We start from the raw sequence: 12,844 nt of genomic DNA, 5'->3' as shown, positions 1-12,844 counted from the left end.
CCCACTGCGCATCCGTTAATTCGTATCGTGCTGCCATCCCCTAAGTTAAGCTCCAGCACTTTTCAGACACTGCCTAATCACTCGAAATTTTGCTCGTGTTACTTACACGCCAAAAGAGTATGTAGAAGGATAAATGGAGGGCAGGGGCGGGCACACCAGCGATATGCAAATTCGGCATCACCGCAAAGGAAACGCCCCGCCACCCTCGCATGGGCCTGCTGCTTCTACGGGTTGTTTGTGCCAGCGGCCGTGCGCGGAACGGGTGAGGCAGGGTTTCTTACAGGGCTCACTGACCCGAGGTGAGGCGGCCGCCCGCTGGGGGTGCATGGGGCAGTGGCTGCCGGCAGGGCCCGTACCTGAACGTGAGGTACGACTCGTAGTAAGTACGCGAAACGCTGGCCACTCTGGGCTGCACGGCCGCCCACAGCCGCCCCCGTCGAAGAAATCCAAGCGAAAAAAGCCGACCAGAAAGCCCGCACTGGGTCGTCGAGCGCACCATAGCCGCCCCAACGGCTTCGTCACTTATCCGAATGTACCAACGGGGCCCAAAACTACCTGCCTCTGCGCTATTTTAGTCTCTACCCAAATCGCCGGGAACCGTTGCCTATTTGGATAGAATTTAGGTTGCCTGGGGTTGCCGAGGAGTAGAAAAGAGCGAAATGAGATCGTTCGTGATTCTGACCCGAATAGGTCGTCAGCTTTTCCGGTACCTGGCATGGGGCCGGCGCAATTTGCGCTATCAGTCAGTTTATCAGATAATAAGCATTTTCCGGCAGTTTCATTTGCCCCCGAAAACGTTGGGCCGGACCAATGTTACGGGTACTTTTCCAGGCTGCCGGAGCGTTGATATTTCGGAATCGATTGCTAAATTGTATGTTTACCTTTTATAACTCTTTGCGCCATGCCTGCTGTCGTTCGCGCCACCACCGATTTCTTCGACCAACTGACCAACGACTTGTTATTGTTGCGGGTCACGGCTCAGCAGCGTTTTCGGCCCCTGAGTGCGGAAGAGTTAAACCGCCGCCCGGGGCCCAGCCGCTGGAGTGCCGGCCAGTGTCTGGAGCACCTTAACATTGTCGGGGGCTACTATCTACCCAGCATTGCCCGGCGCATTGCGCAGGCCCAGGCCCGCGGGTCCAAGCCACCACCTACCATTAAGCAGGGCTTTTTTGGCCGGCGCATCGTCAACGCCATGCGCACGCCGGTGAGTACTAAGGCTTACACCACGCCCCAGCGCTACGCCCCCACCGGTAACCGTCTGCCCCGCACCGTAGCCGAGGTTTTCAGCCGTCAACTCGACGAACTGCTGCGGCTGGTGCTGCTGGCCCGGCAGGTAAATGCCAACGCCGTGCTGATTCCTAACGCCGGGTTCCCACTGCTGTTCCTGCGCCTGGCCGATCTGCTCGAAATCCTGGTGGCCCACATTCAACGCCACGTAGCCCAGGCCGAAGGCGTGCTGGCGGGTAACAGCGTGGGCGCCAAAGCATCCGCCGCCTAGTTGTATTGTCCCTCTCGGCTCAGCCATAAAAAACCCGCCCTGTAGGGCAGGGCGGGTTTTTACGGTGTTACCAGCGTTGGGAGATGGTGGGCAAAAAAGTGGTCCTGCTAAGCGCGGCAAATCATCTGGTGCCCTACCGGGGGCAGCGAAAGCGGAGCCGCGGTAGCACGGCAGAACTGCTTCGTTAAGCTAGTTAGCCAACCCAACCGCTACAGTCCCCGCGCTGGGAGAAGCAGCTAATTGCTACGCTTACTTGCCACTAAGGAAGTAGTTGGCCGACAGCTGGAAAACGCGGTGGTGACTTTGGGTATCCGTAGCATTGCCGTTAGAGTCGTTGGGTTCGAAATCAGTCAGGCCCAAGCCGTAGCCCAGGTGGGCCTGGAACGGACCTACCCGATAGCCTACCCCAGCATTAAGGCCAAGATCAATCCGGCGGGCAGTTGTGGTTATCGTGGGAAGGGAGCCGCCACCACCATTGACGCTTAAGTTATTATTGGTGCTCTGCCTGTCGCCGTACTCTACGATTAATGAGCCAGAGTAACGGTTATTAAGATAGGCTAATCTCGGGTTGGTGCTATTGAACTCTACGCTATACGAGCCGCTACCGCCTACTCCAGCGGCCACGTACGGCCCGGCAAACAACTGGAATCCTTCTGCTCCACCCAGGGTGTACACCATGTTCAGAGGCAACTCAAGGTAATTGAGCTTGGTGGTGGTAGTAATCGTAGCGGTATTTACGTAGGGGAGGTCACTGTAATCGCGCAAGGACACTTCTGATTCCACGCCTTTTTGCGAAAAAAGCAGCGAGGGTTGAAAGGAAAGCTTTTCAGTCAGGCCGATGCTCAGGGTGCCGCCTGCCTGAACGCCCACAAGGGATTTGTTTTTCAAATTGAACCCACTGGGCACGCCAGTGATCGATACCGAAGATACGTTCAGCCCCAAGCGGGGGCTAAACTGGACTGACTGGGCTCGGGAGGAAATAGTGGTCCCAGCAGTAACTAGCGCTGTTAGCAGCAGTGCAGAGGAAAAGTGCTTCACAGTAAAAAAGAGGTGCTTGTTAAAAAAGAAAGATTTTTTTGTGCTATTAATCGAAGGGCAGCAACAGCCAAAATTGGGCCAATCTGGTATGAGGTTCGATTTATCAGCCCTTCGTTTTTAAATTTGCAACCTTGCTCCCGACCTCCGCGTGCTAGCCACGCTGGACGAAACTACCGACTCGGGCGGCACCAATGGCCCGGGGCATCCCCTTGCCTGGTACCAAGCCTGCGCCGGAGGGCAGGCCTTTTACACCGCCGGTGGCCATACCGACGACAGCTACCGGGAGCCGCTATTTCTGCAGCACCTGCCAGGGGCATCCGGTATGCCTTGGGGGAGTAGAGCCTGAGACAGTAGGACGTTCGCGCCAAAGCGGGGCTGGGTGTGCAATAAAAGCTGATTCGGCATCTTTGAGACGTCAACCTAGCCCAAAGCTTAGCCCATGCGTTTTTTCCTGCTTGCCTGTCTGTTGCTGACGCTCATTTTTGGCGCCGATTCGGCGGCCCCCGCGCCTCCCACGCCCTACCAGGCCCAGTGGAAAAAGATTGACGAGCTTCTGGCCAAAAGCCAAACCACTACGGCCGCTCCGCTGGTGGAGGCCCTTTATCGGCAGGCCCGCAAAGAGCAGAACACCCCCGCTTACGTGCGGGCCCTGCTCTACAAGATCCGCCTGCTGCAAGCCAAAGAGGAAGATGAAAGCGAGAAATCCATTGCCCTGCTCGAGCGGGAGCTGCCCACGGCTAGCTTTCCGGCCCGGCCCATTCTGCACTCGCTGCTGGCCGGGCTGTACACCAGCTACCTGAACCAGAACCGGTATCGTCTCTACCAGCGCACCGCCGGAGCTGGCGCCACTACCGGCCCCAACCCGGCCGCCGATGGCGGCACCGGCCTGGCCACCTGGGACATGAGTAAGCTGGGAGCCGCCATTGTGCGGCACTACTACCAATCGGTGGAGGATTTGCCGCCGCGGCAGCTTACGACGCCGCTGGCCGCCCTCGGCGACCTGGCCCTGGGCGGCGATGCCGAAGGCCGCTCTCTACGTCCTACGCTCTACGATTTGCTGGCCCAGCGCGCCATCGAGGGCTTGAAAAACCAGGAGCTGTACGTGACCCGGCCCGAGCAGCAGTTCCAGCTCACCGACCCTGGGCTGTTCGGCTCGGCGCAGGAATTCGCGGCCCTGCGCCTGCTGGCGCCGGATGCCGACTCGCTGAACGGCCAGGTGCACGCCCTGCACCTGTTGCAGCGCCTCACGGCCTCGCGCCAACAGCTGGCGCCCGCCGACCAGGCGGCCCTGGCCGATGTAGACTTAGCGCGCATCGACTACCTGCGCAGCCTCACCCAAGGCAGCGACTTGGCCGAACAGTACGAGCCGGCCCTGGTGCGCCTGGCCGAAACGTACCGGGCGCTGCCCATCAGCACGGAGTTCATGGCGCGCCGGGCCGAGCTGCGCCGCGAATCCGATGCCGTGGCCGCCGTGCAGCTGGCGCGGGAGGCCGAGGCTCGGTTCCCGAAGTCGCGCGGGGCGGCGCGGGCCCGCGCGCTACGGGAGGATATTGAACGGCCGGAGCTGTCGTTTTCGGCCGCCGAGGTGGTAATTCCCAACCAGCCCTGGCGGTTAGACCTGGTAACTCGCAACGTGACCGCCCTGCACGCCTGGGCGTATCCGGTTTCGCTGTCGGAGTGGGAGAGCCTGCAAAGCCACGGCCCCGCCGAGCGCGACAAGCAGCAGCGCCGAATTGCCAGCCGTCCGCCCGCGGCAGCCTGGGCCATTCCACTGCCCGCGCACCCCTTAGATTATCGGGAGCAGAAGCAGGCGGTGGCCGGAAACGCGCTGCCAGCCGGGCGCTACCTGATTTTGATCAGCAACCAAGCCGGGCAAGCCCTGGTGCGCCGCCCGGACCTGGTTACCAGCTTCGGCCTGCTGCAAGCCAGCGAGCTGAGTGGCATAACTCAGCGCGACCATGCCACGGGGGCCTTGCGGCTGCTGCTTCTGCACCGGCAGAGTGGCGCGCCGCTCGCGGGCGTGCCGGCCCGAGCCAGCTATTCCTTCTACAATGAGGCCAAGCGCCAACAGCAGAGCCGCCGGGGACCGATAGCGCAGACGGACGCGACGGGTGAAGTGCAGCTGGACGGCGATAACCCCGGGGGCTACAGCCCGGGGTCGGCGCGCCTGGCGGCCGTCTGGGCGTGGCGCGGCACTGATACCCTGGTAATGAATCAAATAGATGGCTACTACCGCCCCGCTGGCAACGAGGCGGAGGTACCCCAGCGCCGCCCGTTTCTCTTTACCGACCGCGCCATTTACCGGCCCGGCCAAACGCTGTACTTCAAAGGAATACTGACTGAGAGCCTGGGTGGCAAGGCCCGCCTGTTGGCGGGCCAGGCGCTGAGCGTACGGCTGGTCGACGTAAATGGCCAGACGGTGCAGACGCTGTCCTTTACCACCTCGGAGTTCGGGTCGTTCCACGGGTCGCTGGTGCTGCCCACGGGGCTGCTCAACGGCGAAATGAGCCTGCAAACCGACCAGGGAGAAGTGCGCTTCGCGGTGGAAGACTACAAGCGCCCGACCTTTTTGGTGACCATCGATCCGGTGCCTGGTCAGCCCCAGCTCGGCCAGCCGCTCGCCGTGGCAGGCAGCGCCCGCGCCTACGCCGGGCAAGCCACCGATGGCGCCAAAGTAAGCTACCGCGTGACGCGCCGCGCCCTGTGGCCCGTGTTCGAGTACGGCCTGCGAGGTGGCTTCTACCCTCCTAATGGAGGCGAAACGCGCGAGATTGCCCACGGCCTCACCACCACCGATGCCGAGGGGCGCTTCAGCCTCAGCTTTACGCCGCCCCGGGCGCCTAAGCCGCCGGGCTACCGCGGCTGGGAGCCGGGCTATTTATTTGAAGTAACGGCCGACGTAACCGACGCGGCCGGCGAAACCCGCACGGGCACCCGCAGCTTCGTCGTTGGCCCCAACCCGCTCAGCTTGCAGCTCAGCGGCCCCCACGAGGTTGATAAGCAGCACTTGCCCACCTTCACGCTGTTGAGCAGCAACGCTACGGGCGAGCCCGTGGCCGCCGCCGGCACGCTGCGCCTGCTGGCCCGCCGCTACCGCCCCAACCCGCCGGGCGTACCCGGCCCGGCCCCCGAAACCGAAGAAGATGAAGCCGCACCGGAGCTGGTCGCCACCTTGCCCTTCGATACCCGAAGCGGCCGGGACCTGAACCTGGCGGCCACCCTGCGGGCGCTGCCCCTGGGCCGCTACCGCCTCGAAGCCCGGACTGCCGGAACGGACTCGGCCCGCACCAGGCACGACTTCACCCTCTACGATTCGCAGGCGACCACCATTCCCTACTCCACGCCCGACTGGTTTGTGGCCCTCGCGGATACAGTAGCTCCCGGCCAGCCCGCCACGGTGCTGCTGGGCAGCAGTGCGACGGGCGCCCGCCTGCTGCTCGAAGTGGAGCGCGGGGGCAAGCTCCTGCGCAAAGAATGGCTGACGCTCCAGCCGGGCGAGCAACGGCGGCTTACCGTGGAAAGCGGCCCCGCCGCGGCTAGTGGGCCGCTCTATGTGCACACCCTGCAAGTGCACGACAACCAGCTGTACCGCCACCAGGCTACGGTGGAGGTGGCCGAAAAGCCCCAGCCGCTGAAGGTGGCCATCAGTACCTTTCGCGATAAGCTCCAGCCCGGCCAAAAGGAAACCTGGCGCGTGACTATCCAGCAGGCCAACGGCCAGGCGGCCGAGGCCGAGCTGCTGGCCACGCTGTACGACCAGAGCCTGGATATTTTCCGCCCTCATCAATTTCCAGGCTTGGAGTTTGGTGCCGGCTACCATCCCGCGTGGTTTGGCTGGCAGGGCGAGTTCACCCGGGTGGGGGCCCAGCCCTTGTTCGAACCAGGGTATTCGGGACCCGCCATGGTGGTTTATCCAGCCCTGAACACCTGGGACGGGCTGCAAGACAACTTTGTCGGGTATGGCGGCGGCCGGCGGGGGCCCTTGAGGCGGGCCATGGTCGGGCGAGCGGCCGGCGCCCAGCTCAGTGAAGTGATGGTCGCTGATGCAAATGCGGCCCCCGCGCCAATGGCTTCCGCCGCGGGAGCTACTTCGTCCGCCTTGCGAAAGGGGCTAGACGACGCGCGAACTATTGCGGGGGGTAATGCAGTCCGCCCGCCCGCGCCCGACCTGACTACCGTGCCTACGCGCACTGACTTCCGCGAGACGGCTTTCTGGCAGCCGGCCTTGCACACCGACAAAAACGGTGACATCGTGCTCGAGTTTCAAATGCCGGAGGCCGTGACGCGCTGGCAACTGCTGGCCCTGGCCCACGACAAGAGCCTGCACACCGGTCGACTCGCCCGGCAGCTCGTTACCCAGAAAGAAATTCAGATTACTCCCAACGCGCCGCGCTTTTTTCGGCCGGGCGACACCTTCACCTTTCCGGCCAAGTTCTCCAACCTGACCGACCATCCCACTACCGGCAGCGCGCAGCTATTTCTGCTCGACGCCGCGACTGGCCAGGACCTTAGCCGCCAGCTATTGAAAAGCCCGGCCCAGCAAGCCGTGTCGGCCGACGCGCACCAGAGTACCGCCCTGGGCTGGGAAATCAGCCTGCCCGCCGATTTTGCCCCGGCCGCCGTGACCTATCGGGTAGTGGCGAGCACTTCGTTTCCGGCTGGCGGGCTGAAGTCCGTGGAAGGAAGTAAGGCCCAGAAAGGCAAAAAAGGCCTGGGCACCGACGCCGGACCAGCGGCCACCAGTTATACCGACGGCGAGGAAAGCACCCTGGCCGTGCTGCCCAACCGCCTGCTTATTACCGAGCGCCTGCCGCTGCCCATCGTGGGCCCCGGCTCCCGCACATTTGAGCTGAGCAAGCTCACGGGCCCCGGCAGCCCCACGCGCCGCAACTACAGCCTCACGCTGGAGATGACGGCCAACCCCGCTTGGTACGCCGTGCAGAGCTTGCCCTACCTGGTAGAGTACCCCTACGAGGGCTCCGAGCAGGTATTGAGCCGCCTGTACGCCAACCTGGTAGCGGCGCAGATTCTGAAGTCCAACCCCCGCTTCAAAGCCGTACTGGCGGAATGGACCCGGCAGGCACAAAGCGGCACTGCGGCCCAGAAGAACGCCCTCGCCAGCAAGCTAGCCCAAAACCAGGAGCTGAAAAACCTCTTGCTGCAAGAAACGCCCTGGGTGCGCGACGCCCAGGGCGAGACCGAGCGTCTGGCCCGCCTCACCGGGCTGTTCGATGAAGTGCGGCTGAAGGCTGAAACCAGCCGCGCCTTGCTCCAGCTGCAGCGCATGCAGCGGCCCAATGGGGCATTCCCCTGGTTTGAGAAGATGCCGGACGACCGCTACATCACGCAGCTTATCGTGGCCGGCTTTGGCCGGCTGAAGAAGTTGAATGCCTTCGATGCCGGCCAGGATGATACTGCCCGCGGCATCTTGCAGAATGCCCTGCGCTACCTCGATGAAGCCACCGCCTTCGACTACGCCGAGCTGCGCCGCCAAAAAAACGTGAGGCTGGCCGACAACCACCTCAGCGACCTGGCCATTCAGGCCCTGTACGCCCGCAGCTTTTGGCGGGAGCAGCCTATCGCGGTGGCAGCCCGCCCGGCGTATGCCTACTACCGCGAGCAGGCCGCTAGGTTCTGGCCCAGCCAGCCGCGCTACCTGCAAGCTCAGCTGGCCCTGGCGCTGTTCCGCGAAAGCCCCGCCGCTCCGGCGGTCTCGGACATCCTGCGGGCCCTGGCCGAGAATGCCCTGCACTCGCCCGAGCTGGGTATGTATTGGAAGGAAGTGCGCGGCGGCTACTACTGGCGCGAGGCGCCCACCGAAACCCAGGCCACTCTTATCGAAGCGTTCGACGAAATAAAAAACGACCAGAAAGCTGTGGACGAGATGAAGCTCTGGCTGCTCAAGCATAAGCAGACGCATCACTGGGAAAGCACCCGTGCCACCGCCGATGCTTGCTACGCCCTGCTGCTGCGGGGCTCCGACTGGCTGGCTCCCACCCAGCCGCTGCAGGTCACCGTTGGCGGCCAGCCCGTGCAGGCCGAGGCGGCGCAGGCGGGCACCGGCTATTTCAAAACCAGTTGGTCGGCCGCCGAGGTCCAGCCCGCCCTGGGCAAGGTTACCATTACCAAGCCCGACGCGGGCGTGGCGTGGGGGGGCCTGTACTGGCAGTACTTCGAAGACATCGACCAGGTGACTCCCGCCGCTACGCCGCTCAGCCTGGAGCGTCAGCTCTACCGCGAAACCCGCACGGCCGGGGGGCCGGTGCTGGAGAAAATCAGCGCGGCCACGCCGCTCAAAGTCGGCGAAGCGCTGGTGGTGCGCCTGGTGCTGCGCACCGACCGCGACCTGGAATACGTGCAGTTGAAAGACCAGCGCGCTGCCGGCTTAGAGCCCATCGGCCCAACCAGTGGCTACCGCTACCAGAATGGGTTGGGCTATTACGAGTCGCCGCGCGAGGCGGCGACCAATTTCTTTTTGAGCGCCGTGCCGCGTGGCACGCACGTGCTGGAGTACCGGTTGCGCGCCGCCCAGGCCGGTAACTTTTCGGGGGGGCTGAGTGAGGTGCAGTGCCTGTATGCGCCGGAGTTTGGCGCGCATTCGGCGGGCTCGCGGCTGCAGGTTGCCCGGTAGCCAAAAGAGTACTAAATATCCACTTAGGCTGTTTAAAGGGCCTTCTGAGCGTTTAAAACAGCCTCGGCCTTGCATTTAACCAGGGGAAGCTGTAGCTTTGTCTTATGTTCGGTTTATAATTATCACTTATGAAGCACCTATTTGTTCTCTTTTCGCTGCTCCTAACCTGGAGCACTGCCCAGGCTCAAACCGAGAAACAAACGCCGGTTTCAAAGCTGCCCGGTGAAGAAAATCTGAGCTTGCGGGAGCGGGCCGAGCGGGATTTTCTGATGCCGGTGCGCCGCAAAAAGATCGTAGTTGAAGCACCTAAAGGCAGCATCGAGGACAATACGGCCGCTCCCGAATCGGACGCCACGGCCCACTACAGCGACGTGGCCGATGAGGCCACCATGCCGGTCCATACTACTCGCAGCTACGAAGCTCGCCACACCGAGGCCCTGGCCGCTCGCCGCGAAGAGGCCCGCGCCGAAGCCCGGGTAGAAGCCCGTGCCGCTCGGTACAGTCGGGCGGCCCGCTACAGCCGCAGCACCAGAGCCAGCTCCCACAAAGCGGCTGCGCGTCGCAGCAAGGCGAAGGCTGGGGCTCACGCAAAGACCAGCAAAGCAAAAGCATCTAAGAAAGCCAAGCACACCGCCGCCAAGAGCAAGAAGCGTAGCACGACTCATAGCAAGGCTAAGAAAAGCGCCACGCATAAATCGACGAAGAAAAGCGCTTCCGCAAAATCCAAAAGGAAAGCCAGGCACCGCCGCTAACCAGCGTGCTTGATCGACAAACAGCAACGCCCGGTACTTACGTGCCGGGCGTTGTTGTTTGTCCGTACGCGGCTGTTTGGCGAATGCATCTGCCCATCGCCCCTACTTAGCTTGCCAGCCCACGTGGTTTAAGTAGCCGGTCACAAGTCCTGGTCTAGCAAAAGGCGGTCCTGCTCATCTGGCGTCCGCGGAGCCGAAGCAGCTCTCCCGCTTCGTAGAACAACGCTGGCCAAATGGGAGAGCTTCGGTTCGGCTCAGCAGGGTGTTCTGGTAGAGGCCGCTGACAGCGCCACACGGCCTTAAGCCGCCTGAGTCGCCATCGGCGACGGGTGCGAAAGCCCTGTGCTGAACGAATACTTCGGGCATCGTACGCAAAAAAGCCAGGCTACCCCAATGGGCAGCCTGGCTTTTTTGCGCAGAAATTAAGGGTCTTACCGGTGGTTGCGGACGATGAAGTTGTTGAAGGTGGCGCTGTTGCCCTCGGCCCCTTGGGCCACCAGCGCTATGCGCACGCCCCGGTCCCACGGCGGCAGGTAGGTACCGTTGAGGCTGAAGCTGTCGGTTGGCAGGGGCTGCCAGGTGGCGCCGTCGGTGCTGTAGGCGAAGCGGTAGCGCTGACCACCCCACACCTCCAGGCGCAGGGTAATGGTATCGCAGGGATCCACAAAGACCTGCACGAGGCACTGCTGCTTACCGCTTTTCACGTGCCAGATTTGCACCTGGCCGTTGCCGGCCATTAGGGCCAGGGCGTTGTACGGGTCACCGACGGCGGCCAGGCCCGCGAAGGTATCGGTGGGCAGGTTGGCAAAATCGAGGGTGGTGGCGGCTTTGTAGGTAGCCACGTGCGTGCGGCGGGCAACCAGCGCCCCGAGGCGCGAAGCGCCGGCCTGCAAGTGCAGCTGGCCGTCGCGGACCTTGGTGGTGGGCTGCTGACCAATGGGCCACTGCCACTCCAGGCCCAGGCGGTCGCCTTCGAACTCTTCGGCAATGTTGAGCTCACTCACGTTGGTAAGTGGAGCGGCCTGCGGGCTGCGGCGCTCAAACTCGGGCCAGCCTTCGGCATTCCAGGTGAACTCGCTGAGGAGGCCCTGCCGGCCCACGAACTCGTGGCTGGCGGCGAGGTAGGCGTGGTGCAGCAAGAACCAGCGGCCATCCATTTCGGCGACGGTGCCGTGGCCGGGGCATTTCCAAACCTCGTTGCGGTCGAGGATGGGGTTCTGGTCGTACTTCTCCCAGGGGCCGAGCAGGTTGCGGGACCGGGCTACCCCGGTGGCATAGTTGCAGCCCTTTCCGCAGCAGCTGTTACCAGCGTAGAACATGTAGAAGTAGCCGTTGTGCCGCACCAGGGCCGAACCCTCGACCAGGGGCCCTTCCCAACGCACGTCGTTGCCGAACAGCTCAGTGGCTTCACCAATCAGGGCCGTGCGCTCGTCGTTCAGGCGCTGCGCCCAGATTGGGGTATCCTGGTGGCAGGAGTTGCCGTCCTCTTTCCAGATGAGGTAGAGGTCGCCATTCTCATCGGGCATGGCAAAGCCGTCGATGGAGCCGGCCTCCTGGCCTACCAGCGGGCCATGGTCGTGGTAAGGGCCTTCGGGAGAGTCGGCACTGGCGACGGCCACGCAGAGCATGCCCCCTTTTTTGCGGGCAGTGTAATACACGTAAGTGCGCCCGTTTTCCTGGTAGAACTCCGGCGCCCAGAAGTTGGAGCCGGCCCAATCGGGCAGCTTATCGGGGAAAACGTGGCCCACCAGCTCCCAATCGAGCAGATTTTTAGAGGTAAACAGTGGAAACACCGCCCCCCACTCCGCCGAGGTCGCGCTGGCCCAGTAAGTGTCGCCAATCTTGGTGACAGTGGGGTCGGGAAAGTCGCCGGGCAACACTACCTGGTCGTAGGACCGACGGGTTACGGGAGCGATTTCCGGGGAGACGCTGCTGGCGAGGCGGGTTGCCAATTCTAGTTCGATGGACACGGGTGGAGGTACAAAGAGGTTAGGCAAAAAAGCTGATTCTGGAATAACTCAGCATTCCAGACTGAAAGGTAAGGAACCGAAACAAAAAGGCGGGCAAAAATGTGACTTTTCTGGATGAACCCCCTAAAGCAATCGGTGAATGAATAATTCCACCGGGCGAAAGATACCAGGGTAAATACGTAGACTTTTCTTCGCTCAGCGGCCTGGTACGAGCCAAATTCACTATGTTCAAATGTAGGCAGAGCAGCTAAGCACGGAAGCATAATTCAGGCCAACCTGGTTTTATGGCGAAGAGGAAGAGAGTAAAGAATTTGACTATTTCAAGAAAGTTCAGGTAGGGCAATAGTGTCCGAAACTTAACGAGAACACTAAGTAATGGAAAGCCGAATAAATAATCACGCTTTGGCCGTCGCGGAGCAACAAATCCCGTAGCTGGTCATTCGGATAAGCTGGACATTAAAGAAAATAGGCATCTCTAAGAGAAGCAGAAAATCGCATGAAGGCGCCAGCTATAGAAATTGGGTTGCCAAGTGATGTTTTAGCCAACCAGCGGGTATTTCAGAGGGTGAGGGTAGGGGAGTGAGGTAGAATTTGCCGAGTACTAGCAAACTGTACTTTACAAGCAGTAAGCGTAGCTAACGACATCTAGTGGAGTGCTACAGCTATCTAGCGCGGTCTTAAGGCAGCAAGGGCGTGTCGGCGCTGCTCAATCAACGGTGAGGCGCTGACCAGCCCGACCGATGAGGACGCGTGGAGCTGGCCCTGGCTTGCAGTACACTGTCCGTGGTGAGTGTTTTACCAATTATTAAGCAAAAAGCCTCAATACGCAATGTATTGAGGCTTTTTGCTTCAATTATGTAGCCGCGACGGGAATCGAATTACCTAATAAAAGCACCTTGTTTACAAGGTGTTACCCTCATCTGTTCATCAGCTGGGGCAGAAACGGGGCCACTTT

6 protein-coding genes are annotated in these 12,844 nt (G+C 61.7%); 4 read left to right on the top strand and 2 right to left on the bottom strand.

Translation table 11 applies throughout. The features are described 5' to 3' along the window. Window positions 1-901: 901 nt before the first annotated feature. Window positions 902-1,498: a DinB family protein gene (locus IC235_RS11730; RefSeq protein WP_191005363.1), complete on the top strand. Its 597-nt coding sequence runs from the start codon at window positions 902-904 to the stop codon at window positions 1,496-1,498. A gap of 249 nt (window positions 1,499-1,747) precedes the next feature. Here IC235_RS11730 and IC235_RS11725 read toward each other — a convergent pair whose 3' ends face one another. Next, window positions 1,748-2,536 (bottom strand): outer membrane beta-barrel protein, encoded by a 789-nt coding sequence (locus IC235_RS11725; RefSeq protein WP_191005362.1) that lies wholly within the window; start codon window positions 2,534-2,536, stop codon window positions 1,748-1,750. Between the two features lie 148 nt (window positions 2,537-2,684). On the opposite strand from IC235_RS11725, the gene IC235_RS11720 reads away from it, so the two are divergent. The 3 genes from IC235_RS11720 (at window position 2,685) to IC235_RS11710 (ending at window position 9,919) form a co-directional block, all read left to right on the top strand. Continuing rightward, entirely contained in the window at window positions 2,685-2,882 is a 198-nt protein-coding gene (locus IC235_RS11720) for a ThuA domain-containing protein (RefSeq protein ID WP_317173565.1), read from the top strand. Between the two features lie 93 nt (window positions 2,883-2,975). Beyond that, window positions 2,976-9,167, top strand: a complete 6,192-nt coding sequence (locus IC235_RS11715) for an alpha-2-macroglobulin family protein (RefSeq protein WP_191005361.1) — start codon at window positions 2,976-2,978, stop codon at window positions 9,165-9,167. 128 nt (window positions 9,168-9,295) lie between these two features. Further along, window positions 9,296-9,919: a hypothetical protein gene (locus IC235_RS11710; protein WP_191005360.1), complete on the top strand. Its 624-nt coding sequence runs from the start codon at window positions 9,296-9,298 to the stop codon at window positions 9,917-9,919. 431 nt (window positions 9,920-10,350) lie between these two features. Here IC235_RS11710 and IC235_RS11705 read toward each other — a convergent pair whose 3' ends face one another. Next, the gene (locus IC235_RS11705) at window positions 10,351-11,889 is read right to left on the bottom strand and encodes a family 43 glycosylhydrolase (protein ID WP_317173564.1); all 1,539 of its coding nucleotides are present in this window, start codon (window positions 11,887-11,889) and stop codon (window positions 10,351-10,353) included. Window positions 11,890-12,844: the final 955 nt, after the last annotated feature.

This window comes from Hymenobacter montanus (assembly GCF_014699115.1).
GTDB classification, from domain to species: domain Bacteria; phylum Bacteroidota; class Bacteroidia; order Cytophagales; family Hymenobacteraceae; genus Hymenobacter; species Hymenobacter montanus.
This window is presented reverse-complemented; position numbering and strand designations above follow the sequence as displayed.